Origin of the sequence: Brachybacterium sp. P6-10-X1 (assembly GCF_001969445.1) — a bacterium.
In the GTDB taxonomy this organism is placed as follows: Bacteria; Actinomycetota; Actinomycetes; order Actinomycetales; family Dermabacteraceae; genus Brachybacterium.
In genome coordinates this window covers 1,516,455-1,543,443 of sequence record NZ_CP017297.1, presented here as the reverse complement: position 1 = coordinate 1,543,443, position 26,989 = coordinate 1,516,455, and the positions used below count along the sequence as shown (strand labels likewise).

Here is a 26,989-nt window from a genome sequence, read left to right as displayed (position 1 = left end):
GGATGCGGCGCGTCCACCCGGTCCTGGACGTCGTCTCGCCGATCGGGTGGGCCGTCCTCGCCGTCGCCGTGACCTGCTGGGCCCTCGGGCTCCTGCTGCACCTGACCGAGCTGAACGTCGTGGCCCTCGTCCTCAGCGCGCCGCTGGTGATCGCCGGGCTGTTCGTCCTCGGCAAATCCAATTACCAGGTCACCCTCGACCTGCAGACGCACCGCGTGGTGGTCGGGACCCGTGCGGTCGGCCGGGTCGAGATCGCCAACCCCACCCAGCGCCCCATCCTGCCCTCACGCATCGAGCTGGCCGTCGGCGCGGCCACCGCCCAGTTCATGGTGCCGCGCCTGGACGCCGCCGCCGAGCACGAGGAGCTGTTCGCGGTTCCCACCAAGCGCCGCGCCGTCCTGGTCGTCGGACCGGTGCGCTCGGTCCGCGACGACCCGCTGTCCCTGATGCGCCGCCAGGTCACCTGGGCCAAGGCGCAGGAGCTGTACGTGCACCCGCGCACCGTGCGGCTGGATGAAGCCGCCAGCGGATTCCTCCGCGACCTGGAGGGGACCCCGTCCTCGGACCTCTCCAGCTCCGACATCGCCTTCCACGCCCTGCGCGACTACGCGCCCGGCGACGACCGCCGCCATGTCCACTGGCGCACCACCGCCCGCACCGGCAAGCTCATGGTCCGCCAGTTCGAGGAGACCCGCCGCTCCCACGTGGTCGTCGCGCTGGACAACCTCGCCGAGCACTACGCCAGCGACGACGAGTTCGAGCTCGCCGTCTCCATCGCCGCCTCGATCTCCGCCCAGACCCTGCGCGAGGAGAAGGAGCTGACCCCCTTCACCTTCTTGGAGCGTCAGCGCACCAGCACGTTCCGTCGGCTGATGGACGACTACACCGTCGTCGAACCGCTCAAGGAGAAGATCTCCCTCCATGAACTGGGCCAGAAGGCCACCGACCTGGCCGCCAACGCCTCCGCGGTGATGATGGTGGTCGGGTCCCACACCACGGCGCGAGAGCTGAACTCCGCCGCCAATCAGCTTCCGATCGGGGTGATGGCGGTGGCGATCCGCTGCGTGGACGATGCCGAGGTCAAGCGCTCCGCGATCGGCAGCCTCGACGTGGTCACCCTCGGATCGCTCGACACCCTCGCCCGGGCGATGAGAGCGGTGGGACGATGACCGCCACGACCGCTCGGGCCCACCGGCCCTCCTTCTTCTCGAACGTGACCCACGGTCGGCGCGCGGCGGACATCGCCGTCCTGGCCACCCTGTTCCTCCTGGCCCTGATCGGTTTCCAGACGGTCTACGGCGGGATCCAGTACCTCCTGACCGGGATCATGGCGATGGTCTTCGGCACCCTCATCGCCCTGATCGCCGCCCGTTTCCGCTGGGGACCGCTGCGGATCACTCCGTTGGTGCTCGCGGTCTACTTCCTGTTCGGATCGATGTTCGCCGCTCCGACCCGGGCGATCTGGGGCATCGTGCCGAGCCTCGGCTCTCTGAAGGAGCTGCTGTTCGCCCCGGTGACGAGCTGGAAGGCGGCCCTGACGGTCGCGCCGCCGGTAGGCTCCGCCCAGGGCGTGCTGGGTGTGGTGTGGATCGGCGTGCTGATCCTGACGCTGCTGGGCATGACGGTGGTGCTGCGCACCCGGTTCTACGTCCTCGCCTGGCTGTTCCCGATCGCTCTGGTCCTGCTGGCCATCGTGTTCGGCACCACCGACGTGTTCTGGCCGGTGCTGCGCGGTGTGCTGTTCGCGGTCATCTCGGTGGGCTGGCTGACCTGGCGCTTCGAGGGGGCGCGGCTGGACAGCGCACAGTCCACGATCATCTCCGACACCGTGCGCCCGGGCTCGTGGAAGAACCCGGTGCTGCGCCGGCGGGTGATCGGCGGCGCCGTGATCATGGCGCTGGCCGGCGGGCTCGCCGTCGGCGCCCAGGCGCTGCTGGATCCGCCCGAGGGCACCGTCCGCTACGCCCAGCGCAACCACATCACCCCGCCGTTCGACCCGCACGAGTACGTCTCGCCGCTGAGCGAGTTCCGGGGATACCTCAAGAACCAGCGCGAGGAGGAGCTGTTCACGGTCACCGACGTCGAGGGCGGCACCAAGCTGCGTCTGGCCACGATGGATCAGTACAACCTCCAGGTCTACGACGTGGCCGGCAACCGGGACGAGGACAGCGCCTCCGGGGCGTTCCTGCCCACCGCCACCGGGGTGACCCTCCACGAGGCCGGCCCCGACCAGCGCACCTCGACGATCACGATCGGTGCCTACTCCGGCGTCTGGATGCCCACGATCGGGCAGCGCACCGACCGCATCGACATCGACGGCATGCCGATCGACCGGGCCGGCGCGACCGCGGAGAACCTCTACCTCAACGAGAAGTCCCAGACCGCGGTGAACGCCTCCGGCGTGCGGCAGGGGGACACCTACGATCTGCGCTACCAGCCGTACGAGCCGATGTCCACCGAGGAGATCAAGACGGCCCGCTTCGCCGACATCGAGCTGCCTCCGAACTCGCGGCTGGACAAGATGGCCGCGGTCGCCGAGGAGTGGGCCGGGACCTCGGAATCCGACTACGAGCGGTTCGCCAATCTGCAGCGAGGCATCAAGGCGGAGGCCTATTACTCCCACGGCCTCGGTGACGATGCCGCCTCCCTGCCCGGCCACGGTGCCAGCCGCCTGCTGGCCATGCTCGAGCCGATCGGCTTCGACGAGGACCGTGACGATGCACAGCCTCTCGGCAAGATCGGTGACGAGGAGCAGTTCGCCGCGCTGACGGCCGTGCTGGCCCGTTCGATCGGCATCCCCGCCCGGGTGGTGATGGGATTCGAGGTCCCCGAGGGCCAGGACGGGACCGTCTCCCTCACCGGCGATGACGTCACGGCCTGGGTCGAGGTTGCCTTCGAGGGGCAGGGCTGGGAGCGTTTCGAGCCGGCGCCCGAGGAGGACGAGGAGCCCACGCAGCCCGAGCCCAAGGATGTCGAGAAGCCTCTGCCGCAGGTCGCGCAGCCGCCGCCCCCGCCGGCGGAGCCGCCGAGCCCGCCGCCGGGTGCCATGAGCGAGGACTCCGAGGACGACGAGGACGAGACCGACGAGACCACCTCCTGGGTCGTCTACGCCGCCTACGGGATGATCCCGATCGTGCTGGTGATCCTCGGCGTCGTCGCGGTCATCGTGGCCAAGTCGGTCCGTCGCGGCCGTCGGCGGACCCGGGGTGGGCTGCCGGACCGCATCGACGGCGGCTGGCAGGAGATCCTCGACCTCATGACGGACCTCGGGCGCAAGCCGGACCCGATCATGACGCGCGCCGAGACCGCCGCCCGCTTGCACGCGGACCTGCCCGAGCTGGGGGCGCTGACCCTCGCCGGTCGGGCCGATCGAGCTGTCTTCGGCCCCGATGACCTGTCCGAGCCGGCGGTCCAGGAATACTGGTCGCACGTCATGACCGCCCGCGACGACATGACCGCTGCCGTGCCGTGGCACAAGAAGCTCCGGGCGGCGATCTCCCTGCGCTCCTTCCGCAGCCGGTCCCAGAACCGTCGGGCGGAGCAGAAGCGGGAGCGGGCGGCGGCCCGCGCCCGGGAGAAGGCCCAGCGCCGTGCCGAGGCGATGCGTCGCCGCCGGTCGTCGCTGCGGAGCATGCAGAAGAGCCGAGCGAAGAAGTCGTCGAGGAAGGGTTCGTCCTGATGAGCCGGACGCGATACTGCAGCACCTGCGGGACGCTGCTGACCGAAGGGGCCGTCATCTGCGGTGAGTGCGGTGCGCGCTACCAGGCCTCGCCGTACGAGCGCCGCGCCACGGATGCGCCCGGAGCCTGGTCGACGCCTCCGAAGGCCCGGTCCCGTGACCTGGGGAGGCAAGAGCAGGACGAGGAGGACGACGCGGGCATCGAGCTGATCTCCCGGGAGTCACTGACGCCGAAGGAGCCCGGAGCGACGACGTTGCGCTCCCGGGAACAGTACGATCAGGTGATGGTCACTCAGCCACCGATGAACCCCAGCGGTCCCGGAGCCTCGGCGGACCGGCCCGGCGGGCCCGGATCACCGGTCTCAGCGCCCGCCCCCGCATGGAGCCCGGACGCCGCGGGGCCCGGTCCCGAGCAGGGGACGCAGATGGAGCCGCCGCTGGACGGCTGCACGCCGGCCTCCCCGCTCAAGCGCCTGGTGGCGGCCCTGATCGACGGCGTCATCGCGAGCCTGACCACGATCCCGCTGGCGATCGGCATCGTCCTGCTGGTGCAGGATCCCGGCGCCGTGCTGCCCTACATCCTGCTCGGCGTGGGCGTCGCCCTGCCGCTGGCGTACTCGATCCTGATGATCTGGCTGTCCGGTTCCAAGGGGTTCACCCTCGGCAAGCTGATCATGGGGCTACGCATCACCCGGACCAGTGCCGGCGGCGGCATCGGGTTCCTGCGGGCTCTGGGCCGCTGGGTGCTGTACGGCATCATCCCGTGGCTGATGGCGCTGTCGATCTTCATCGACCCGAGGAAGATCCTGCGAGGCTTCCACGACCGGGCGATCGATTCCGTCGTCGTCGACGTCAAGGACGGCCGCAACCCGTTCGTCCCTCGTCGCGACACCTTCGAGCGCGCGAGCAACGATCACTACCTGGGCGAGTCCTCGGTGGCCGTGAGCGCCCACGAGAACCTCCTGTCCGAACCAGGCGCCGCGTGGCGCGACAGCGGCGACGCTCCGTCCGGGCAACCGGCCGACGGCGGGTGGGGCGCCGGAGCCTCGACCGAGGCCGGCCAGTACGCTCCGTCGGACCCGAGCAGCTCCTCGGCCGCCGACGCACCGATCAGCGCCTCGCCCTGGTCCTCGGCCCCGTCGGCCCCGGCACAGGAGCCCTCCGCCCCGGCACGGGAGCCCTCCGCGCCGTCCGCGCAGGATTCCGGGAGTGCGTGGGCGCCTCCCTCGGCCGAACCGGCCATCCAGCAGTCGTGGGACTCGCCGCCCCGACCGCAGGACCAGCCGGAGGTGCAGTGGGGCCAGCCTCCCGCGCAGGACCAGCCGGAGGGCACGTGGGGTCAGCCCGATCCGCAGTGGGGACAGCAGTCGTCGTGGGGCCAGGACCAGAACGCTTCCGCGCCGGACCGGTCCGCTCAGCAGGAGCCCTGGGGTCCTGCGTCGGGGGCCGGGCGGCCGCCTGCGTCGTCCTCCGGTGATCCGGCCCCGCAGCCGTACCCGGGCCAGGTCCCACAGCCGCCGGCCCCGTCGTTCGGCGAGCCGGCCCAGCAGTCTCCCTACCAGGCGCCCGGCTACCAGGCGCCCGGTGCGTCGGCCGAGCCCGGCCCGACCGCGCCCGCGGAGGGACGGCCGGGGGCCCCGTCGACCGGCCCAGGAGCACCGAACGAGCTCACCGGTGATGCCTGGGGCGGAGCCGACGACGCCGTGGACGAGCAGACCCGGCTGACCGTTCCCGATGAATCGCTCGAGGATCTGGAGCAGACGCGGGTCTCCGCGGTGCAGATGCCTCCGGTCAAGACGCTGCGCCTGACGGCCGACGACGGCACAGATCGCGTGGTGGACAGGGCCGTGGTGATCGGTCGCAATCCCGCCTCGGACGGCCAGGACCTGCTGTTCGTGCTCAAGGACGACACCCGTTCGGTCTCCAAGACGCATCTGCGCATCGATGGCACCGCCGAGGCCGTCGTCGTCACCGACCTCGGGTCGACCAACGGCTCGAGCGTCGTGCGGGAGGATGGCTCGCGCGAGAGCCTGGTTCCGAACTCGCCGACGGTGCTGCCGTCCGGTGCGCAGGTCACCCTGGGTGACCGGACGCTGTCGGTGGAGAGGGAGCAGTGATCGAGCGGTCCCTGTCCGACCCCGATGTCCACGGAACGATCCGCGTCGTCTCCGCCTCGGCGACACACGTCGGGCACGTGCGGGGGACCAACGAGGACAGCATCCTCAACGCTTCCCCGATCTACCTGGTCGCCGACGGCATGGGGGGCCACAACGCCGGCGAGGTCGCCAGCGCCATCGCGGTCGAGGAGTTCGAGAAGCTCACGATCCAGGAGAACGTCACCGTCGAGCAGCTCGGTGAGGCGCTGAGCAGCGCCGCGGACCGGATCGGCGAGCTCGGGGGAGAGTCCACCCTGGGCGCGGGCACCACGGTCTCTGCAGTCGCCACGATGGTCCTGGACGGCATCGGCTACTGGGTGGTGCTCAATCTCGGCGACTCCCGGGTGTACCGCCTCTCGGGCGACATCTTCGAGCAGGTCAGCGTCGATCACTCCGTGGTCCAGGAGCTCATGGACCGGGGCGAGCTCACCCTCGAGGAAGCCCGTGTGCACCCGTATCGGCACATGGTCACCCGCGCGCTCGGCGCCGGCCCGGAGTCCGATCCCGATTACTGGCTCATCCCCGCCGAGGTCGGCGACCGGATGCTGATCTGCTCCGACGGACTCACCGGCGAGGTCGACGACTCGACCATCGAGCGCACGCTGCGCGGACCCGCCGACGTGCGGACCCTCAGCGAGGACCTGGTGCGCCTGGCCCTGGACGGCGGCGGCCGCGACAACGTCAGCGTCGTCGTCGTCGAAGCGGTCGAGGTGATCGGCCTGTCCCTGGCCTCCGAGGACACCGCCGGCAGCAGCGCCGACTCCGCGGACGAAGAGTTCGAGATCGACGAGGACACCCTGCCCCGGGCGATCCCCGAGACCGGAGGCAGCGGTCGATGACCGAGGAGACAGAGGCGACCGCTCCGGCCCCCCTGCTCGGACTCGGCACCTGGACCCAGCAGGGCCCCGCCACGCTCGTCGTCCGGGAGGCGGGTTGGGCGGTCCTGGTGCCCGGCACGCGCAAGGAGGTCATCGAGGCCGCCTGGACCGTGCTGGGCGACGCTCCTCCCGCCGCGGATCTCCTCGACGCGCTGGTCGAGAAGTCCGGCCTCGACGGGGTCGATGACCTTGCCGCGATCCTGTTCGCCATCGTCGACGGCACCACCGCCACCCTCGGGGTGAAAGGAAAGACCCCGCTCGCGGTCTATACCGCGGAGGGCTCCCAGCAGGTCGCCGGGACCGACGACGAACCGTTCGTCCTGACGACTCTCGAGGGCGTGCACCGCATCGCGTTCGGCGATCTGCCTGCCGAGGAGCCCGTGGGGGCCCCGCGCGTCTCCTCCGGCATCGCCCGGGTGCGGGGTTTCGTGCAGATGGTGATCGATCCCGCGGAGATGGACGAGGACGCCCGTGCAGCCCTCGTCGCGCAGGTCGAGGAGGACGGCAGATCCATCGAGGACCCGGAGGCCGCCGAGCGACGCGCCAACAGGCCCGCTCCGGCGCCCCGGCCCTCGACCGGCACGTCCTCCTCATCGAGCTCCTCGTCCCGTCGCACGCCGAAGCTCGCGGACCGGAAACCGGGGGAGATGCCCCCGTCGATCTCCCGAGGTGGGTCCTCCCGCGCCGCGACCCCGGAGCCCGCCTCCGACGGACCCAACATGTTCGACGGACTCTTCGCCGAGTCGACCCCGGCGGCCCCGGCTGCCGCTCCCGAGCCGTCGCCGCCGTCCGAGCAGGCACCTGCGCCCGCGACACCGTCCGAGCTGTCGCCCGCCGCAGCCGCTCCAGCACGTGAGCCCGCCGCGTCCGCACCGGATCCCGCCACACCCGCATCCGAGCCCGCCGCCTCGACGGCCTCGGCGGATGCGCCGGCTGTGTCTGCCGCGTCAGCCACACCGGCCGCCGATGACTCGGAATCCGGCGACGGTCCCGCCGGGCCCGGCGCGCGCCCTGCCGCCGAACCGGTTGCCGCGGGGCAGGCCACAGGGGCTGCGCCTGTCCCGACGGCATCGGAACCTCCTCGCCGACGACTGGTGAGCACCTCGCTGTTCGACCGCAAGCGACCCGGTCAGGCGCACCCGGCGACGGAACCTGCCGGTGCCCCCGCGACGACACCTCCCGAGGACCCGGCGGACGCGCCTGTGAAGCAGCCCGCTGCGAGCGCCGCCCCGGCTCCGGAGCCCGCTGCGAGCATCGAGAGCGCCCCCGGGGCGCCGTCGGAGGCTTCGGCCGGGCCGGCATCGCCCGCCCTGGAAGAATCGCCCACCCCTGAGGCCTCGCCGACGCCGCCTGCTGCACCGACTCCGCCGCCCTCGATCCCCACTCCCGCACCGCCCGAGGAGGACGAGGAGGTCGTGTCCTCGGACACCCAGGTCGCTCCGCTCGAGGACGAGGCAGAGCCCGAGACGGAGGAGGCCGAGGGATCCGGTGCTCCGGTCACCCAGATCGCCCCGGTCGACGACGGCGAGCAGGTCGATTGCGGCGAGCCGGGGCGCACCCCGCGCCCGCGTCGCGCCGATCCATCGGCCGGGTCCGCACCCACCGAGCTGGACAACACCGGTGCCTACGACGACCTGTTCGGCAAGACCGTCTTCCGGCGGATCGAGGACGCCGCGGTGCGGCCCGCCGAGGACGACGACCTCGCCGAGGACGATGCCCCGGGCACGCCCGCCGAGGACGTCGCCGCACCGCCGGGCGCCGAGCCGGAGGAGGTGCAGAGCGAAGGTGCTGCCGCGGTGCCGGACGCGCCGGCGCCAGCGTCGGCGTCAGCATCTTCGGGAGGCGATTTCATCGACTGGGTGCCCGGCGTCGGTCGCAAGGCCCCGGAGATCGCACAGACGGCCGCGCGCCGGGCGGCGGAGCCCCAGCACCCCGCGCCCGCCTATCCGCAGGTGCACATGGCCGACCGTCCTCCGGCACCGCAGCCCGGCGAGCAGCCGTCCGCGGCTCCGCAGCGGTACGACCAGCAGTCGTACAGTCAGCAGCCGTACGGCCAGCAGCCGTACGGACACCAGCACCAGGGTCCGCACCCAGGCCCGCAGCCCTCCGGAGAGCAGAGGGGCAGCGGGTACGCCGGTCAACAGATCGGGCACCCGGGCCCGGCAGGTTCCGCGCCCCAGCACGGCGCCCCACCGTCGGATCCCGGGGCGGCCGGGGACCGTCACGCGAACGCCCCGCATCCCGTCGCGCCCTCCGGCCCCCCGGCCCCACCGTCCGGCCCGCCTTCCCCGCCGTCCGGCCCACCCGGCCGGCCGGCCGGTGCACCCGGCCGGCCGGCCGGTGCGCCGTCGTCCGGCGACCCCGCGGCCCCCTTCGCGTCCTCGGCCTCCGGCGTCGGCCAGCCCCCCACGGGGGCGGTCGCCCTGTCGGGTCTGGTCTGCCCGCAGGGACACGCGAACTCCCCGGAGCGCTCGATCTGTCGCGCCTGCGGCACCCCGCTCCACGGCACGCCCCGCACGGTCGCCCGGCCACCGCTGGGTGCCATCGAGCTCTCCACCGGGGACCGGTTCGTGCTGGACCGCTCCGCGATCGTCGGGCGTCGGCCCCGAGCCTCCCGCGTCAGCGTGCACGACGTCCCGCAGCTGGTCACCGTGCCGAGCCCGCAGCAGGACATCTCCCGCTCGCACCTCGAACTGCGGCTCGAGGGCTGGCACGTGGTCGCGCTCGACCTGGGCACCACCAACGGCACCACGCTGTACCGGGAGGGCGCCGACCCGCTGCGGCTGCGTCCCCGGGAGGGCGTGGTGCTGCACGAGGGAGACGTCCTCGACCTCGGCGACGGCGTCCACCTGCGGATGAGGGAGCGGGCATGAGCAGCAGACCGCCCTCACCGCCGCCACAGCTCCCCGGCTACGAGTACGAGCAGATGCTCGGCTCGGGCGGGTTCGCCGATGTCTTCCTCTACCGTCAGGCGCGTCCCCAGCGCCAGGTCGCGATCAAGGTCCTGCTCTCGAACGTGCTGGACGAGTCGGTGCGCCGGCAGTTCGACGCCGAGGCCAATGTCATGGCGCAGATGTCGACCCACCCGTCGATCGTCACGATCCACCAGGCCGAGGTCTCCGACGACCACCGCCCGTACATCGTCATGGAGTACTGCCCGCGGCCGAACTACGGAGTGCGCTTCCGCAAGGAGCGGATCACCGTGGCCGAGGCGCTGCGGGTCGGTGTCCAGATCGCCGGAGCCGTCGAGACCGCGCATCGTGCGGGCATCCTCCACCGCGACATCAAACCGGCCAACATCCTGGTCACCGATTACAGCCGCCCCGCGCTGACCGATTTCGGGATCTCCATCGCCACCGCCAAGGGCCACGACGTCGAGGACTCCCAGGGCATGTCCATTCCCTGGTCGCCCCCGGAATTCTTCGCCGATCCACCCCGCGCGGATGTGCGCAGCGACGTGTTCTCCCTGGCCGCGACCGTGTACTCGCTACTCGCGGGCAGGACCCCGTTCGAGCGCCGAGCTCAGCGGAACACGGCTTCCGACCTCATCCACCGTATCGCCGCGGAGCCGCTGGAGCCCCTGGATCGGCCCGACGTGCCCCCGGAGCTGAACCGGGTGCTGTCGATCGCGATGGCGAAGGACCCCGCCGGGCGCTACGACACCGCGCTCGCCTTCGGCCGCGGCCTGCAGCAGGTGGAGCTGGCGCTGTCGCTGCCGGTCACCCAGATGGATGTGATCGACGACCGCGGCGCCCCCGCGCCGCACGGCACCGATGACGACGAGATGGACATGCACACCCGGATCCGGAAGGTCGCCACGGTCGACCCGGAGACGGGGACCACCGGGCACGGCGAGCACCGCCGACTGGACCCCTTCGCCGGGGTCGCCCCGGCTCTCGGGGCTCCCTCCCCGGCCGGTCCGGCCCCCGGGAGCTCGGCATCCTCGTCCCCCGGGGAGACGACCCAGCTGCGCCCCGCCGGAGCGAGGACCTCCGCCGGTCCCTCGCCGCTGCCACCGCAGCGGCAGCAGGAGGAGGAGACGCCGAGGACGCCCGCCTGGCCGTTCGTCACCCTGGCCGCGATCCTGGTCGTTCTGGTCGGCGTGGGAGCGACCCTCGGAGTGCGGTACTTCGTGGCCCCCGAGGAGGAGGAACGGCCGACGATCGCGGTCAACACCCCCGACGCCCCGCGCGAACCGCCGGGGAAGCCGGGCTCCGTCGGCGTCGAGCAGATCGCGCCCGCGACGGAGGGCGGCGGCACGGCGCGGGCACAGGTCGAATGGGTGTATCCCCCGGATTACGAGGAGGGCGACCACTTCCAGGTGTACTGGAAGGACCTCCCCGAGAACTACGAGAAGTTCGCCGGGCGCAAGGACGTGTACGGACAGAACTCGACGGTGCTCGAGATCCCCCCGGGGATCGAGGACCTCTGCGCCGAGGTGGTCACCGTCGACGAGAACGGGGGCGCGAGCGGAGCGGTGGAGGCCTGCCTGGACGGCGGGTGAACGGTACCGTGCACGTGAACGGAGGGTCGGGCGGCGCGCCTCGACCTGGCGAGCTGGAACGACAGAGGGGAAAGGCAGACGATGGCGTCGACGATTTCGGTCGAGTTCTGCGGTGAGTGGTATCGCGCGGAGGAGGGGGAGGAGCTGACCATCGGCCGCGAGGCCGATCTCACGGTCGATGAGGACAATCCGTTCCTGCACCGCCGGTTCCTGACCATCGTGCAGGTCGAATCGATGTGGTGGCTGGCCAACATCGGATCGAGGCTGTCGGCGACGATCACGGACGGCTCCGGATCCATGCAGGCCTGGTTGGCCCCGGGAGCCCGCATCCCGCTGGTCTTCGACGAGACGAAGGTCGTCTTCACGGCGGGGCCGACCACCTATGACTTCTCCGTCCACGCCGAATCCCCCGAGTTCGCGCGGACTGCGGGCCCGGACGACCCGGCGGGAGAGACCACCGTCGGGTCGGTGCAGCTCACCCCGAGCCAGAAGCTGCTGGTCCTCGCCCTGGCCGAGGGGATGCTGACCCGGGAGGGCTCGGGTATGAGCTCGGTGCCGACGTCGGCCCAGGCCTCCCAGCGACTCGGCTGGCAGATGACGAAGTTCAACCGCAAGCTGGACAACGTCTGCGACAAGCTCGACCGCCTCGGGGTGCGAGGACTGCGCGGAGGCCCTGGCAAGCTGGCCAGCAATCGGCGGGCACGCCTGGTCGAGCACGCGGTCTTCTCCCGTCTGGTCACCTCCGAGGACCTGCCGCTGCTGGACCAGGCCCAGGAGGAGGTCGGCCAGGAGGAGGACTGACCAGGAGGAGGCCGGCCAGGAGGAGGATTGACCAGGAGGAGGACTGACCAGCTCCGTCCGGGGACGAGGGCCCACAGTCCGGGGCCGATCTGCACGGACTGATCGACCGGCCGTTCCGGACCGGTCCAACGACACACGATGATGGAGCGGGCCGTCCGGGCTGGACGGCCCGGGAGGACGGGCGAGGAGCCCGCCAGGGGGAGGACGACGGATGCGCATCAAGCTCACGCTGCGCAGGCCCGAGGACCGGCTGACGGATCTCGAGGTCACGGCGGACGCCACGGCGTCCGTGGCCGATGTGGCCAACGCGCTGTATCTGGCCGATCCGCTGCGTGACGACGTCGAGGCCCCGGACGGACTGACCCTGCAGGTCCAGGACCCCGGCGCCGGGCCGGGCGCCAACGGCGTGCGGTCCCTGGACCGCGAGATCGACCTGATCCAGGCCGGGCTGCGCTCCGGCAGCGTCGTCTCGATCGCGCGCTCCTCCCAGGAGTACGCCACCCGCTCCGAGTCCCGCGGGGCGGCGGTGGCCCTGATGCGGGTGCTCTCCGGGCCCGAGGCCGGGCGTGAGTTCCCGCTGCCCAGCGGCTCGAGCGTCGTCGGCCGCGAAGGCGACCTCGACATCCGTATCGCTGACCCGATGCTCTCGAAACGCCATGCCCGCATCAACGTCGGTGACGCGATCGAGATCGTCGACCTGGAGTCCTCCAACGGCGTCGTCATCGGCGGCGAGCAGGTCCAGCGCGCCGTGATCGGTCCGGCCGACACGGTCCTGATCGGCCAGACCACCTTCTCGGTGATCGCCCTGCATCGATTGGGCGGGACCGCACCGAGCTCCCCGGTGGTCGAGTTCAACCGCTCCCCGCGCGTGGTGCCCCGCTTCCCCTATCGGCCGTTGAAGTCCCCGACGCCGCCGAAGGAACCGAGTCCGCAGTTCTTCCCGATCTTCATGATGTTCGCCCCGGTCCTCATGGGCGGACTCATGTTCTCGATCACCCGCAGCCCTTTCTCGCTCATGTTCGTGTTCATGATGCCGATGATGGCCACCGCCGGGTACCTCAACCGCAAGTTCCAGCAGAAGAAGCAGCTCGAGCAGCAGATCAAGAACTTCGAGGACGGGCTCGCCTCCCTGAAACGACGGGTCACCGCGGCCCAGGACCTGGAGCGCGCGGTGCGACTGGTCGAGACACCGTCGGCGGCGGACACGGTCGATGCGGCTTTCCGCCTGGGGCGTCTGCTGTGGACGCACCGGCCCGAGCACAACGCCTTCGCCACCGTGCGCCTCGGCCTCGGCGTGGCGGAGTCCCGCGTGGGCATCGAGATGCCTGCCGAGAACGACGCGATCCCCAAGTACTACGACATGCTCGACGACATGCATGAGGAGTACAGGATGATCGCGGGGGTGCCGATCTCCGCCCAGCTGCGCTACGCCGGCAACATCGGCGTCGCCGGCGGCGGACAGGAGGCCGACGGCGTGGCCCGTGGCATCGTCACCCAGATGTTCTCCCTGCACTCGCCGGCGGAGATGGCGATCGCTGGGATCACCTCGCGCTCCAGCCGCAGCATGTGGGAGTGGCTGAAGTGGCTGCCGCACACCTCGAGCCCGCACTCGCCGCTGCCCGGGGACCACCTCGCCGACACCCCGGGCCGCTGCACCTCGTTGCTCGCCCGGATCGAGGAGCTGATCGCCCAGCGCTCCGGCGACGCCCCGGCCGCGCTGCGCACCCCGATGACGCCGGACATCACGGCGGAGCCGGAGATCCCCCCGGAGCCCGCGACCCCGAACCTCGTCGTGGTGATCGAGGACGACGCCCCCGTCGACCGCGCCCGCCTGGTGCGCATCGCCGAGCGCGGACCCGACGTGGGCGTGCACGTGATCTGGTGCGCCTCGAACGTCGCGGCGCTGCCTGCCGCCTGCCGCACCTACGTCGCCGTCGAGGAGGCCGTGGAAGGTGCCAGCGCCGGACACGTGCGCCTGGGGGAGCGGTTCTACCCGGTGGCCGTCGAGACCGTCTCCGTCGAGGTCGCCGCCGGCGTCGCGCGGCACCTCTCCCCGGTGGTCGACGCGGGCGTGCCGATCGACGACGACTCGGACCTGCCTCGCGCCATCTCCTATCTCAAACTCGGCGGCATGGCGATGGCCGAGGACCCGGGCTACATCATCGAGCGGTGGAAGGAGAACAACTCCCTGATCCCGCGCGACGGGTCCGAGCCGCAGCGGCTCAAGCACGACGCGAACCTGCGGGGCCTGATCGGCCACAACGGTCAGGACGCCTACCACCTCGACCTGCGCACCAACGGGCCGCATGCACTGGTGGGCGGCACCACCGGTGCCGGCAAGTCGGAGTTCCTGCAGGCCTGGGTGATGGGCATGGCCACCGCCCACAGCCCGGACCGGGTGACGTTCCTGTTCGTGGACTACAAGGGCGGCGCCGCCTTCGCCGACGCGGTCGAGCTGCCCCATGCCGTCGGCCTGGTCACGGACCTCTCCCAGCACCTGGTGCGCCGGGCTCTGACCTCGCTGCGCGCCGAGCTGCAGTACCGCGAGCACCTGCTGAACCGCAAGAAGGCCAAGGACCTGGTATCGCTGGAGCGCACCGGCGACCCGGAGACGCCGCCCAGCCTGATCATCATCGTCGACGAGTTCGCGGCGCTGGCCAAGGAGATCCCCGAGTTCGTCGACGGGGTCGTCGACGTCGCCGCCCGCGGCCGCTCGCTGGGGCTGCACCTGATCCTGGCCACCCAACGTCCCGCCGGCGTCATCAAGGACAACCTGCGCGCCAACACGAACCTACGCATCGCGCTGCGGATGGCCGACGAGGCGGACTCCAAGGACATCCTCGGGGACAAGATGGCCGCCCACTTCGACCCGAGCATCCCCGGCCGCGCCGCCGCCAAGACCGGCCCGGGGCGGATCGCGACCTTCCAGACCGGGTACGCGGGCGGCTGGACCACCGACGAGCCCGAGCGGGCCCGCATCGACATCGTCGAGAAGGACTTCGGCACCGGCGAGCAGTGGGACATCCCCGCCCCACCCACCAAGGAGGTCACGGACCCCGGCCCCAATGACATCTCCCGCGTGGTCCACACGGTCATCGGTGCGGCCGAGCAGGCCGGGGTCCCCGCCCCGCGCAAACCCTGGTTGTCCGAGCTCGCCGATGCCTACGACCTGTCGCGGCTGCCCACCCGGCGCACCGACGAAGAACTGCTCATGGGCGTCATGGACGTCCCGGAGGACCAGGCCCAGCCCACTGTCTCCTACTACCCGGACCGGGACGGCAACATGGCTGTCTACGGCACCGGCGGCTCCGGCAAGTCCACCACGCTGCGCACGATCGCGATCTCCGCGGCGTCGACGGTGCGCGGCGGTCCGGTCCACGTCTACGGTCTCGACTTCGGGGCGTCGGGCCTGACGATGCTCGAGGAGCTGCCGCACGTCGGTTCGATCGTCGACGGTGACGACGAGGAGCGGGTGATCCGCCTGCTGCGCACCCTGCGCGAGATGATCGACGACCGTGCGCGGGACTTCGCCAAGGTCCGCGCCGGGTCGGTGGCGGAGTACCGTGAGCTCTCCGGCATACCGGACGTCCCACGCATCCTGCTGCTGGTCGACGGCATGGCGGCCTTCCGTGAGGCCTACGACTACTCGAGCCTGTCCAAATGGTTCACGGCCTTCGTGCAGATCGCGACCGACGGCCGTCAGGTGGGCGTGCACGTGATCGTCACGGGTGACCGTCCCAGCGCGATCCCCACCTCGCTGGGCTCCTCGATCCAGCGCCGGCTCATCCATCGCATGTCCAACGTCGACGACTACGCCGGGTTCGGCGAGCCCAAGGACGTGCTGGACGGCAACTCGCCGGCCGGACGCGCGATCCTGGCCGGACACGAGATGCAGGTGGCCGTGCACGGCGGGGACGCGAACGTCGCCATCCAGTCCAGGGAGGTCTCCAAGCTCGCCCGGGCCATGCGCCGGGCCGGGGTCCCCGAGGCGCCGGAGATTCGGCGTCTGCCCGAACGGGTGGAGTTCTCGCAGCTGCGCCCCGTGATCGACGGTCGCCCCGTGCTGGGACTGGCCGACGAGACGCTCGCCGAGATCACCGTCGAACCGCGCGGGGCGTTCATGGTCACCGGCCCCATGGGCTCGGGGCGCACCACCGCCATGCTGACCATCGCCTCGGGCCTGAAGGCGATGGAGACCCCGATGCGCCTGGTGCGGTTCTCCTCCCGCCGCACTCCACTGACCGGCCTGCCGGTATGGGACGTGGAGGGTTCGGACCCGGAGACCGTCCGCGAGCTCGCCGCCCAACTGCGACAGACCATCGAGTCCGGCGCTGTCGGCGAAGGGCGCCTGGCCCTGTTCATCGACGGCGTCACCGACTTCACCGGCAGCGGCGTCGAGAACGATCTCGACAAGCTGATCCGAGCCTGCACCCGGGAGGGACAGTTCGTCGTCGGCGAGAACGAATCCGCATCGTGGTCGCAGGCGTACGTGCTCGCCCAGCCGTTCAAGGCCGGACGGCGCGGACTGCTGCTCCAGCCCGGCGACATGGACGGCGATACCCTGCTGGGGACCAGCCTGGGGAGGATCCGTCGTGCGGACTTCCCGGCCGGCCGCGGATTCCTGATCCACAGCGGTCGCGCCATGAAACTGCAGGTCGCACAGATCACCGGCTGACCCCTCGGGGACCGCGCCCGCGCGCTCATGGTGCGCCGGCGCCGCCTGCGGACGAAGCATCCGGCACCCTCCGGCGAGTTATCCCCATGGGGACTCCTCCCCATGGTCCGGCCTGTCCATCCGCTCTACAGTGTGGATGTCGAACACGACGGATGGCCGGTGCACCCGACGGGTGCCGTCGCGAGAGAGCAGGAAGGGGAACCCACCGTGAACGCCACGAAGGGTATGAACGTCGAAGAGGTCCGCCGGATGTCGGGCCAGCTGCGCGAGGCCGCCGACGAGATCACGCGGATCGAGCAGGAGCTCACCTCGGGCCTGGAGGGGGTCGACTGGACCGGGCCCGACGCGGACCGCTTCCGCGGCCAGTGGTCCGGGGAGATGGTCCCCGCCCTGCAGCAGATCATGAATTCGGTGCACGAGCTGGGGGAGACGGCCGACCGCAACGCCGCCGAGCAGGAGGCGGCCTCCACGAGCTGAGACGACGCCACGCATCGAGGTGCCGAAGCGGTCTCGCGACCGCGCACGGAAGCCCGGACGGAATTCCGTCCGGGCATTCGTCGTCCCTGATATCTTTGTCGCCGTCACCCGTGGGAGGAACGGAGAATTCACATGGCCCAGCGCATCTCGTACCCGAGCGCGGACTTCCCCGGTCCGCCCCGGGTCGCCGTCGAGGTCCCGGACGACTGGGAGACGCTGATGGTCCCAGGAGTCCAGCTGGCCGTCGCCCAGCCCCGGACGGACGGGCGGTTCCGTGCGAACGTGGTCGTGACCGTGCAGCGCTTCGGCCCCGACTTCACCCTCGAGGCGGCCCGGGCAGGTCTCGAGCAGCGCAAGGCGACACTCCCCGAGCTCGAGGAGCTCGGCACCGGCGAGATCGAGGTCGAGGGGACCTCCTGGATCGCCAGCGAGTACGGCTACACCCAGCCCGGCCGGCCCACCGTGGTGCAGGCCGCCCGGTACGCCGTCCTGGATCGCGGGGGAGTCGCGATGGACGTGCTGGAGATCGTCGGCAGCTGCGGGGCGGAGTCGGCCGAGGACGAGATCGAGGTGGTCCGCACCATCCAGGACTCGGTGAGCATCGACCTGAGCTGACCACGGGAACCGGGCCGGACCTGGGCCCGGCCCGGGACGCCGCACCGGAGGGGCCGGCACGGGGAGCTCGGCACAGGGCGCTCGGCACGCGGAGCTCGGCACGGGGAGTTCGGCACGGGGAGTTCTCCCCATCGACCGCTGCGGGAGCCGCGCTTAGTGTGGGGTCATCACCTGGAGGATGGGGACGGGGAAGCGGCCGGTGGTCGTGGAGTTCGGCTCTGATGGGTGGGGATGTTGACTACCACGACATGGAGGACACCATGAAGAAGGGCATGAATCCGGAGGCCGTCGAGCAGATGGGTACTCAGATCACCGAGGCCGGTGAGCAGGTTCGTCAGATCTACTCGAAGGCTCAGGGGCGTGTGTCGGAGCTGGATTGGACCGGTGAGGATCGGGATCAGTACGTGAGCGAGTTCGAAGGTGAGCTCGGTCAGCTGGTCGATCAGCTGGTGCAGCAGACCACGGAGCTCGCGGATCGTGCGTCGCGGAATGCGAACGCTCAGCGTGAGGCGTCCGCCTGAGTTCTGGCGCGCGTCTTTCTTGTTTTCTTTTCTGATTTTTTGGTGAGGGGTTTGTGATGGCTTTCAAGGGTATGAATCCGGATGAGGGGCGCGAGGTCGCGAGTGCGATCAATGAGTCGGGCTCGCAGATTCTCGATGCGATCGACGCCGTGTCGAGCGTGGTCACCTCGGTCGAGTGGGTCGGCCCGGACTACGATGCGTATCTGGATGAGTGGAACTCGTTCGTCTCCGGTCCGGTGACGGGTCTGATCGAGGGTTTCCAGCGTCGTTCGGACAAGCTGAACGAGCATGCTGAGGAGCAGGACACCACCTCGAACAAGCAGTGATCGTCGATCGCGCGGCGATCTACTGATCGGCGATGTGAAGGCCCCGTTCCCCGTTGGTGGGGACGGGGCCTTCGCCGTGCCCGGGGTGCCGGCACCGCGAGCACCCGGGCACGGCGGTGCGCGCGGTCCGGAGGTCGTCGACCGGTGCGGTCAGCCGGTCGGCCATCGCCGCACTGCGGAGGGGCCCGTCCGGCCCGGGAGATGCCCGCGGCGGGGCGTTCGGCGGCCGAGTTCCGCGTCGTCCACAGTCGCTCCCAGCATCGAAAGCCAGGGTGACCTGGTGAAAGAGGCGATATTCGGGGTGGGGAGGGCGATGGGGAGTTGTCCCCATGGTCAGGGTGGGACGGTCGGTCTAGTGTGGGGTCATCACCTGGAGGATGGGGACGAGGAAGCGGCCGGTGGTCGTGGAGTTCGGCTCTGATGGGTGGAGATGTTGACTACCACGACATGGAGGACACCATGAAGAAGGGCATGAATCCGGAGGCCGTCGAGCAGATGGGTACTCAGATCACCGAGGCCGGTGAGCAGGTTCGTCAGATCTACTCGAAGGCTCAGGGGCGTGTGTCGGAGCTGGATTGGACCGGTGAGGATCGGGATCAGTACGTGAGCGAGTTCGAAGGTGAGCTCGGTCAGCTGGTCGATCAGCTGGTGCAGCAGACCACGGAGCTCGCGGATCGTGCGTCGCGGAATGCGAACGCTCAGCGTGAGGCGTCCGCCTGAGTTCTGGCGCGCGTCTTTCTTGTTTTCTTTTCTGATTTTTTGGTGAGGGGTTTGTGATGGCTTTCAAGGGTATGAATCCGGATGAGGGGCGCGAGGTCGCGAGTGCGATCAATGAGTCGGGCTCGCAGATTCTCGATGCGATCGACGCCGTGTCGAGCGTGGTCACCTCGGTCGAGTGGGTCGGCCCGGACTACGATGCGTATCTGGATGAGTGGAACTCGTTCGTCTCCGGTCCGGTGACGGGTCTGATCGAGGGTTTCCAGCGTCGTTCGGACAAGCTGAACGAGCATGCTGAGGAGCAGGACACCACCTCGAACAAGCAGTGATCGTCGATCGCGCGGCGATCTACTGATCGGCGATGTGAAGGCCCCGTTCCCCGTTGGTGGGGACGGGGCCTTCGCCGTGCCCGGGGTGCCGGCACCGCGAGCACCCGGGCGCCGTCGGCCGCGTGCAGCGCTTCTCGTCAGCGGTAGTTCGTGAACTGCAGCGCGACGTCCAGGTCCTTCTCCTTCAGCAGTGCGATGACGGACTGCAGGTCATCGCGGCTCTTCGAGGACACCCGCAGCTCTTCACCCTGGATGCGCGCCTTGACCGACTTGGGGGCCTCGTCGCGGATGAGCTTCGAGATCTTCTTGGCGTCCTCGGTCGAGATGCCCTCCTTGAGGGCGGCCACCAGACGCACCTCCTTCCCGGACTGCTTCGGTTCGCCGACGTCCAGCGCCTTCAGGGAGATCCCGCGACGGATCAGCTTGGACTGCAGGACGTCGAGCACCGCGAGCACCCGCTCCTGCGCATTGGCGGTCAGGACGATCTCGTCGCCGCTGAGCGCGACCGACGCTCCGGTGCCGCGGAAGTCGTAGCGCTGACCCACCTCCTTGATGGCCTGATTGACGGCGTTGTCGATCTCCTGGCGGTCGAGCTCGCTGACGATGTCGAACGATGAATCTGCCACGGTGGGTCCTTCCCTCCTGCCACCACCCTCGCGGGTGGGACTGTGCGGTCACCCTCGCGGGTGGAGCTGTCGTCATGGACCGGCCCGAGGGGGCTCGGGTCCTGTCCCTCTCCTGCATCCTCCTGTATCAGCGGGCACGCCCAACAGCCCTGGTCGGGGGCCTGGTCGACCCCTGTGACCTTCTTCATGCGCCACAGGGGGCCTCTGGGTTAGCGCCGTCGGCGGTGCGCCGGTATGCTGTTCCGAGTCCGCTGCCGGCGGCACCCCGATCTCGATCGGATGCTGACGGAAGCGAACGACGGCAGGTTACCCGAGTGGCCAAAGGGAGCTGACTGTAAATCAGCTGGCATTGCCTTCGTGGGTTCGAATCCCTCACCTGCCACCGCGGAGAGTCCTTGTGACTCGAAGCACCGGGACCAGCCCCCGAATTGCCTCGCGGCAGAGCGGCGGGTAAGGTTCACCAGGTTGCCCTGATAGCTCAGTCGGCAGAGCATCTCCATGGTAAGGAGAAGGTCAAGGGTTCGATTCCCTTTCAGGGCTCTGATGGATGCGGCGGCCCGGTCTCATTCGAGATCGGGCCGTTCTCATCGGTCACGCCGGGGTAGCTCAGACGGTTAGAGCGCACGACTCATAATCGTGAGGTCGCGGGTTCGATCCCCGCCCTCGGTACCACGCCGGTCCTACCGGAGTGCATGTTCCACATCCCCCGAGCACGGGGACCCACGAGGTGCGCCGCTGGGCGCGCCACCCGGACGAAAGAGGCGAACCGTGGCGAGCAAGACCTCCGACGTGCGTCCCAAGATCACCATGGCTTGTGTCGAGTGCAAGGCGCGCAACTACATCACCAAGAAGAACCGTCGCAACACCCCGGATCGGCTGGAGCTGTCGAAGTTCTGCCCGACCTGCGGCAAGCAGACGGCGCATCGCGAGACCCGCTGAGCGGGCCGCGCGCACCACACCAAAGGCCACACGGGCATGTCCCGGGTGGCCTTTCGTGCGTCCGGAGCCTGGTCGCGGCAGCGTGGGCCCGGAGCACGAGATTCTGCGACCGACGGTGAGGCCCCCGGCCGACAGCGAGATCCCACCGAGGGTGAGATCATCGATCGGACAGCGGCCGGCGGCCCCTCATCCCGGCCGTCGGCCCGACGCCCACCGTCCACCGTCGGCCCTGCGCCGCGTCCCCCGGGAGAGTTCATGACGACCACCCCTGATCCCGCCTTCGCCGGCCGCACGTATCCGGCCGGCCCCGTGCACACCGTCTCCGCCGCGAAGGTCGCCGAGTTCGCCCGTGCCACGGGCTCGAGCTCCTCGCTGCACACCGAGGCCGACGCCGCGCGCGAGGCCGGTCACGCCGATGTGGTCGCCCCTCCCACCTTCCTGGTCTCCCTCGCCCAGGCCACCGAGGCCCGGTACATCGAGGACCCCGCCGCCGGCATCGATTTCACCCGGGTCGTCCACGGCCAGGAGTCCTTCTCCCTGCACCGCCCCGTGGTGGCCGGCGACCGCCTGGTCCCCACGCTGACCGTCGAGTCCGTCCGCGCCGCCGGCGGGCACACGATGATCACCACCCGCGTCGACATGACCGACGAGGCCGGCGCGGAGGTCGCGAGCGTGACGAGCATGATCGTCGTGCGCGGCGACTGACCGGCCCAGCACCCCGCCGTCCCGTCGAGCCAGGACCCCGCCGTCCCGTCGAGCCCGCACCCGCCGTCCCCTCGTCCGTTCGTCCCCGCCCGACAGGCTGCGACGCCACGACCCCAGGAGCAGAGATGACCGCCACACCCACCACGCCCGCCGCCGGACCCGAGCGGCTGGATCTCACCGACCTGAGCATCGGTCAGGAGCTCGCGCGCACCCGCCACCAGATCACCCGGGACTCCCTGGTGCGCTACGCCGGGGCCTCCGGCGACTTCAACCCCATCCACTACAACGACACCGTCGCGGCGGAAGCCGGCCTGCCCGGCGTCATCGCCCACGGCATGCTCACCATGGGCACCGCCCTGACGGGACTGCTCGATCGGCTCGGTGACCCCACCCTCGTGCGCGAGTACTCGGTGCGGTTCACCAACCCGATCCCCGTGCCCGCGACCGGTTCGGTGACCCTCGAGGTCGTCGCCGTCGTCGGGGCGATCGACGGGGCGGCCGGGACCGCTCGTGCGGACCTCACCGCCGAGGTCGACGGCACCAAGGTGCTCGGACGTGCTCGCGCCACGATCGTCACCGCCTCTGCGGGCACCTCGGCATGAAGCTCTCCGACCTCACCACCCTCCGCATCGGCGGCCCCGTCACGCACCTGGTCGAGGCCCGTACCGCCGAGGAGGTGATCGACGCGGTCTCCGCGGCCGACGAGGCCGGGCGCCCGCTGCTGGTCCTGGGTGGCGGCTCCAACCTGGTCGCCTCCGACGAGCCGTTCGACGGCACCGTGGTGCTGCTGCGCGATCCCGAGGACCCGCCGCTGCTGGATGCCACCTGCGAGGTCGGCGCCTCCGGCGAGCCCGACGGCATCCCCGTCGACCCCGCCGAGCTCACTCCGCTCGATCCCACCTGCGGCGGAGCGATCGTCGAGTACTTCGCGGGCGTGGACTGGGACCGGGCGGTGCGCTATGCGATCGCCCGCCAGATGGTCGGCATCGAGGCGCTCTCAGGGATCCCCGGCACCGTCGGCGCCACCCCGATCCAGAACGTCGGCGCCTACGGCCAGGAGGTCTCCGCGACGATCTCCCGCGTGCGCACCTGGGACCGTGAGCGCCGGGCCGTGCGCACCTTCTTCGCCGCCGACTGCGACTTCTCCTATCGCGACAGCGTCTTCAAACGCACCCGCCACACCGGTCCCGTGCCCTCGGCCACGGGTCGCTACGTGGTGCTCTCGGTGACCTTCCAGCACACCCTCGGCCACCTCTCCGCCCCGATCCGCTATGCCCAGCTCGCCGACGCGCTCGGCGTCGAGGTGGGGGATCGGGCACCCATGCAGGACGTTCGACAGGCGGTGCTGGCCCTTCGCGGTTCCAAGGGCATGGTGCTCGATCCGGTCGACCACGACACCTGGAGCGCCGGCTCCTTCTTCACCAACCCGATCCTGGAGGCCGAGCGGGCCGCGGATCTGCCCCAGGAGGCGCCGCGCTACGACGTCGGGGACGGCCGCGTGAAGACCAGCGCGGCGTGGCTGATCAGCCACGCCGGTATCGAGCGCGGGCACGCGGTGGGCGGGCGGGCCGCGGTCTCGACCAAGCATTCGCTGGCCCTGACCAACCGCGGCGGCGCGAGCAGCGAGGAGCTCGTCGCCCTCGCGCGCGACGTGCAGGTCCGCGTCGAGCAGGCCTACGGGATCCGACTGGTCCCGGAACCCGTCCGACTGGGCCTGCAGCTGTGAGCTCGGCCTAGGATATGGGGGCGGCGCCCGCCGTCGTCCCGCCCGTCACCGCAGGAGGCCCCGTGAACGTCCTCGACCAGTCCCTCGCCGAACTCGACCCGGACATCGCCGGCGTCCTCGATCGTGAGCTCGCCCGCCAGCAGCGCACGCTGGAGATGATCGCCAGCGAGAACTTCGTCCCGCGCGCCGTGCTCCAGACCCAGGGATCCGTCCTGACCAACAAGTACGCCGAGGGGTATCCGGGTCGTCGCTACTACGGCGGCTGCGAGGAGGTCGACGTCGCCGAGGAGATCGCGATCCAGCGCGCGAAGGACCTCTTCGGTGCCGAGCACGTCAACGTCCAGCCCCACTCGGGCGCCACCGCGAACGCCGCCGTGATGCACGCCCTGGCCCGTCCCGGCGACAAGCTGATGGGCCTCTCGCTCGCCCACGGCGGCCACCTCACCCACGGCATGAAGATCAACTTCTCCGGCCGCCTGTACGACATCGTCGCCTACGAGACCGATCCCGCAACCGGTCTGATCGACATGGACGCGGTGCGCGAGCTCGCCGTCGCCGAGCAGCCCAAGGTCATCGTCGCCGGCTGGTCCGCCTACACCCGCCAGCTCGACTTCGCGGCCTTCCGCGAGATCGCCGACGAGGTCGGCGCCGCCCTCTGGGTGGACATGGCCCACTTCGCGGGCCTGGTCGCGGCCGGTCTGCACCCGAGCCCCGTCCCCTACGCGGACGTCGTCTCCACCACGATCCACAAGACCATCGGCGGCCCTCGCTCCGGCATGATCCTGTGCACCGAGAAGTGGGCGAAGAAGATCGACTCCGCCGTGTTCCCGGGCCAGCAGGGCGGCCCGCTGATGCACGTCGTCGCCGCCAAGGCCGTCGCCCTGAAGGTCGCCGCCTCCGAGGAGTTCGCGGACCGCCAGGCCCGCACCCTCGAGGGCGCGAGGATCCTCGCCGAGCGGTTGCAGGCCGAGGACACCGCGGCCTCCGGCGTCAAGGTCCTCACCGGCGGCACCGACGTCCACCTCGTGCTGGTGGACCTGGTCGACAGCGAGCTCGACGGCCAGCAGGCCGAGGATCGTCTCCACGAGGTCGGCATCACCGTGAACCGCAATGCGGTCCCCAACGATCCGCGCCCGCCGCGCGTCACCTCGGGCCTGCGCATCGGCACCCCGGCCCTGGCCACCCGTGGCTTCGGCGCCGCAGAGTTCACCGAGGTCGCCGACGTCATCGCCCTGGCGCTGACCGGGGGCGCCGACGTGGAGACCCTGCGCGCCCGCACGGCGGCTCTCGCCGCGGCGAAGCCGCTGTACGCGGATCTGCAGCAGTACTGATCGATCCGTGGGGCCCGGCACACCAGCGCCGGGTCCCACGGCCGTCCCCTCGACGCCCCACCCCGCAACTCCCACCCACCGCCCCTCTGCGACTCCCACCCACCACCTCTCTGCGACTCCCACCCACCCCCATCAAAGGAGCGCCATGACGGCACAGATCCTCGACGGCAAGGCCACCGCGAAGGCGATCAAGGAGGAGCTCGCCGGGCGCGTCGCGCGACTCGTCGAGGCCGGGCACGAACGACCGGGCCTGGCGACCGTCCTGGTGGGGGAGGACCCCGGCAGCGCCGCCTACGTGCGCGGCAAGCACCGCGACAGCGAGCAGATCGGCCTGCACTCGATCCAGAAGACCCTCCCGGCCGACGCCGCGCAGGCGGACGTCGAGGCACTCGTCGACGAGCTGAACGAGGACCCCGCCTGCACCGGGTACATCGTCCAGCTGCCGCTTCCGGAGCATATCGACACCGACGCGATCCTCGAGCGGATCGACCCCGCCAAGGATGCCGACGGCCTGCACCCGATGAACCTCGGCCGCCTGGTGCTGAACGCCTACACCCCGATCCACACGCCCCTGCCCTGCACGCCGCGGGCCGTCATCGAGCTGGTCGAGCGCCACGGTCTCGACTTTCGCGGCAAGGACGTCGTGGTCGTCGGCCGTGGCATCACGGTCGGCCGCTCCATCGGCGCCCTGCTGACGCGGCGCGAGTACAACGCGACCGTCACCCTGTGCCACACCGGCACCGCCGACCTGTCCGCCCAGCTGCGCCGCGCCGACGTGATCGTCGCCGCCGCCGGCAGCGCGCACCTGGTGCGCCCCGAGGACGTCAAGCATGGCGCGATCGTGCTCGACGTCGGCGTCTCGCGCCGTGAGGACCCCGCCGGCGGCAAGGCGAAGCTGATCGGCGACGTCGACCCGGACGTCGTCGATGTCGCCGCCTGGCTCAGTCCCAACCCCGGCGGCGTGGGTCCCATGACCCGTGCCCTGCTGATGAAGAACGTCGTCGAGGCGGCCGAGCGCGCCGCCGGGATCGAGGAGACCGCATGAGCCTGACCATCGCCACCGTCAACGTCAACGGCTTGCGAGCCGCCGTCCGCAAGGGCATGCCGGAATGGATCGCCGAGACCGCGGCGGACGTCATCACCCTGCAGGAGGTGCGGGCTCCCGAAGAGCTGCTCGCCGGCCTCGTCGGTGAGGGCTGGAGCATCGTCGGCGAGGCCTCGCAGCTGAAGGGACGCGCCGGGGTGGCGATCGCCGTGCGCTCGAGCCGCGAGGACGTCGATCTCGAGACGGTGCGCCACGGGCTGCCCGGGCTCGAGGGCGACGCGCATACCGGGCGCTGGATCGAGGTGGACCTCGCCGATCCGTTCGGGGACGGGCGCGACCTCACCGTCATCTCCTGCTACATGCATTCGGGCAACACCGAGAAACCGCAGACCATGGTCGACAAGTACGCGTTCCTCGACACCATGATGGTCCACCTCGAGCAGCTGCGGTCCGACGGTCGCCACGTGGTCCTGACCGGAGACATCAACATCGCCCACACCGAGTGGGACATCAAGAACTGGAAAGGCAATCTCAAGTCCGCCGGCTTCCTGCCGGAGGAGCGGGAGTACCTCGACCGCCTCACCACGGACGCCGGCTTCGTGGACGTCCACCGCACCGTGCACGGCGACGGCCCCGGGCCCTACACCTGGTGGTCCCAGCGCGGGAAGGCCTTCGACAACGACTCGGGCTGGAGGATCGACTACCAGCTGGCCACCGAGGACCTCGCCGCCCGGGCGAGCTCGGCCCAGGTCGATCGTGCCCCCAGCTACGACACCCGCTGGTCCGATCACGCGCCCCTGGTGATCTCCTACTCCTGACCGACGGTCCGACCCTGCCGGAGACCTCGCGCCGCCTGTCGCCGCCCTCCCCGGCGCGGGGGGCGGCGTCGCCGTCCGACCGGTGCGAGGCCGCCATGGTGCTAGCCTCGTCCTCGTCAGG

22 protein-coding genes and 3 tRNA genes are annotated in these 26,989 nt (G+C 70.7%); 24 read left to right on the top strand and 1 reads right to left on the bottom strand.

Features of this window, described 5'->3' with window-relative positions; all coding sequences use genetic code 11:
• Nucleotides 1-2: 2 nt before the first annotated feature.
• From BH708_RS07065 to BH708_RS07000, 14 genes are all read left to right on the top strand, one after another.
• Complete coding sequence (locus BH708_RS07065; RefSeq protein ID WP_253705502.1) at nucleotides 3-1,169, top strand: DUF58 domain-containing protein; 1,167 nt, start codon at nucleotides 3-5, stop codon at nucleotides 1,167-1,169.
• Nucleotides 1,166-3,679: a transglutaminase domain-containing protein gene (locus BH708_RS07060; RefSeq protein WP_076807700.1), complete on the top strand. Its 2,514-nt coding sequence runs from the start codon at nucleotides 1,166-1,168 to the stop codon at nucleotides 3,677-3,679. The genes BH708_RS07065 and BH708_RS07060 overlap by 4 nt, the downstream gene beginning before the upstream one ends.
• Nucleotides 3,679-5,796, top strand: coding sequence for an RDD family protein (locus BH708_RS07055; RefSeq protein ID WP_076807698.1), 2,118 nt, complete (start codon nucleotides 3,679-3,681; stop codon nucleotides 5,794-5,796). The genes BH708_RS07060 and BH708_RS07055 overlap by 1 nt, the downstream gene beginning before the upstream one ends.
• Complete coding sequence (locus tag BH708_RS07050) at nucleotides 5,793-6,674, top strand: PP2C family serine/threonine-protein phosphatase (RefSeq protein ID WP_076807696.1); 882 nt, start codon at nucleotides 5,793-5,795, stop codon at nucleotides 6,672-6,674. The genes BH708_RS07055 and BH708_RS07050 overlap by 4 nt, the downstream gene beginning before the upstream one ends.
• Nucleotides 6,671-9,586, top strand: coding sequence for an FHA domain-containing protein (locus BH708_RS20300; RefSeq protein WP_076807694.1), 2,916 nt, complete (start codon nucleotides 6,671-6,673; stop codon nucleotides 9,584-9,586). The genes BH708_RS07050 and BH708_RS20300 overlap by 4 nt, the downstream gene beginning before the upstream one ends.
• Complete coding sequence (locus BH708_RS07040; RefSeq protein WP_076807692.1) at nucleotides 9,583-11,217, top strand: serine/threonine-protein kinase; 1,635 nt, start codon at nucleotides 9,583-9,585, stop codon at nucleotides 11,215-11,217. The genes BH708_RS20300 and BH708_RS07040 overlap by 4 nt, the downstream gene beginning before the upstream one ends.
• A gap of 81 nt (nucleotides 11,218-11,298) precedes the next feature.
• Entirely contained in the window at nucleotides 11,299-12,018 is a 720-nt protein-coding gene (locus BH708_RS07035; protein WP_076807691.1) for a hypothetical protein, read from the top strand.
• A 211-nt stretch (nucleotides 12,019-12,229) separates the two neighbouring features.
• Nucleotides 12,230-16,693, top strand: a complete 4,464-nt coding sequence (locus BH708_RS07030) for an FtsK/SpoIIIE domain-containing protein (RefSeq protein ID WP_076807689.1) — start codon at nucleotides 12,230-12,232, stop codon at nucleotides 16,691-16,693.
• Between the two features lie 207 nt (nucleotides 16,694-16,900).
• Nucleotides 16,901-17,170 (top strand): WXG100 family type VII secretion target, encoded by a 270-nt coding sequence (locus tag BH708_RS07025; RefSeq protein ID WP_253705501.1) that lies wholly within the window; start codon nucleotides 16,901-16,903, stop codon nucleotides 17,168-17,170.
• Between the two features lie 132 nt (nucleotides 17,171-17,302).
• Nucleotides 17,303-17,785 (top strand): hypothetical protein, encoded by a 483-nt coding sequence (locus BH708_RS07020; RefSeq protein ID WP_076807685.1) that lies wholly within the window; start codon nucleotides 17,303-17,305, stop codon nucleotides 17,783-17,785.
• A gap of 221 nt (nucleotides 17,786-18,006) precedes the next feature.
• Nucleotides 18,007-18,306, top strand: a complete 300-nt coding sequence (locus BH708_RS07015; RefSeq protein ID WP_083713350.1) for a WXG100 family type VII secretion target — start codon at nucleotides 18,007-18,009, stop codon at nucleotides 18,304-18,306.
• Between the two features lie 56 nt (nucleotides 18,307-18,362).
• Nucleotides 18,363-18,632 (top strand): hypothetical protein, encoded by a 270-nt coding sequence (locus BH708_RS07010; RefSeq protein WP_083713348.1) that lies wholly within the window; start codon nucleotides 18,363-18,365, stop codon nucleotides 18,630-18,632.
• 420 nt (nucleotides 18,633-19,052) lie between these two features.
• The gene (locus BH708_RS07005) at nucleotides 19,053-19,352 is read left to right on the top strand and encodes a WXG100 family type VII secretion target (protein WP_083713350.1); all 300 of its coding nucleotides are present in this window, start codon (nucleotides 19,053-19,055) and stop codon (nucleotides 19,350-19,352) included.
• A 56-nt stretch (nucleotides 19,353-19,408) separates the two neighbouring features.
• Nucleotides 19,409-19,678: a hypothetical protein gene (locus BH708_RS07000; RefSeq protein ID WP_083713348.1), complete on the top strand. Its 270-nt coding sequence runs from the start codon at nucleotides 19,409-19,411 to the stop codon at nucleotides 19,676-19,678.
• 137 nt (nucleotides 19,679-19,815) lie between these two features.
• On the opposite strand, the gene BH708_RS06995 is transcribed toward BH708_RS07000, so the two are convergent.
• On the bottom strand, nucleotides 19,816-20,304 hold the full coding sequence (locus BH708_RS06995) for a YajQ family cyclic di-GMP-binding protein (protein ID WP_076807682.1): 489 nt from the start codon (nucleotides 20,302-20,304) through the stop codon (nucleotides 19,816-19,818).
• A 300-nt stretch (nucleotides 20,305-20,604) separates the two neighbouring features.
• Here BH708_RS06995 and BH708_RS06990 point away from each other — a divergent pair.
• From BH708_RS06990 to BH708_RS06945, 10 genes are all read left to right on the top strand, one after another.
• A tRNA-Tyr gene (locus BH708_RS06990) sits at nucleotides 20,605-20,686 on the top strand.
• Between the two features lie 85 nt (nucleotides 20,687-20,771).
• Nucleotides 20,772-20,844: transfer RNA gene (locus BH708_RS06985), tRNA-Thr, on the top strand.
• 55 nt (nucleotides 20,845-20,899) lie between these two features.
• Nucleotides 20,900-20,976: transfer RNA gene (locus BH708_RS06980), tRNA-Met, on the top strand.
• Nucleotides 20,977-21,072: 96 nt separating this feature from the next.
• A complete protein-coding gene (rpmG, locus tag BH708_RS06975; protein WP_076807681.1) occupies nucleotides 21,073-21,243 on the top strand; it encodes a 50S ribosomal protein L33 in 171 nt (56 codons plus the stop codon).
• 255 nt (nucleotides 21,244-21,498) lie between these two features.
• On the top strand, nucleotides 21,499-21,948 hold the full coding sequence (locus tag BH708_RS06970; protein WP_076807679.1) for a MaoC family dehydratase N-terminal domain-containing protein: 450 nt from the start codon (nucleotides 21,499-21,501) through the stop codon (nucleotides 21,946-21,948).
• Between the two features lie 125 nt (nucleotides 21,949-22,073).
• A complete protein-coding gene (locus tag BH708_RS06965; RefSeq protein WP_076807677.1) occupies nucleotides 22,074-22,550 on the top strand; it encodes a MaoC/PaaZ C-terminal domain-containing protein in 477 nt (158 codons plus the stop codon).
• Nucleotides 22,547-23,674: a UDP-N-acetylmuramate dehydrogenase gene (locus tag BH708_RS06960; protein ID WP_076807675.1), complete on the top strand. Its 1,128-nt coding sequence runs from the start codon at nucleotides 22,547-22,549 to the stop codon at nucleotides 23,672-23,674. The genes BH708_RS06965 and BH708_RS06960 overlap by 4 nt, the downstream gene beginning before the upstream one ends.
• Nucleotides 23,675-23,736: 62 nt before the next feature.
• The gene (gene glyA, locus BH708_RS06955; protein WP_076807674.1) at nucleotides 23,737-25,005 is read left to right on the top strand and encodes a serine hydroxymethyltransferase; all 1,269 of its coding nucleotides are present in this window, start codon (nucleotides 23,737-23,739) and stop codon (nucleotides 25,003-25,005) included.
• A 145-nt stretch (nucleotides 25,006-25,150) separates the two neighbouring features.
• Nucleotides 25,151-26,050 (top strand): bifunctional methylenetetrahydrofolate dehydrogenase/methenyltetrahydrofolate cyclohydrolase, encoded by a 900-nt coding sequence (locus BH708_RS06950; protein WP_076807672.1) that lies wholly within the window; start codon nucleotides 25,151-25,153, stop codon nucleotides 26,048-26,050.
• Nucleotides 26,047-26,868 (top strand): exodeoxyribonuclease III, encoded by an 822-nt coding sequence (locus BH708_RS06945; protein WP_076807671.1) that lies wholly within the window; start codon nucleotides 26,047-26,049, stop codon nucleotides 26,866-26,868. The genes BH708_RS06950 and BH708_RS06945 overlap by 4 nt, the downstream gene beginning before the upstream one ends.
• The last annotated feature ends 121 nt before the right edge of the window (nucleotides 26,869-26,989 follow it).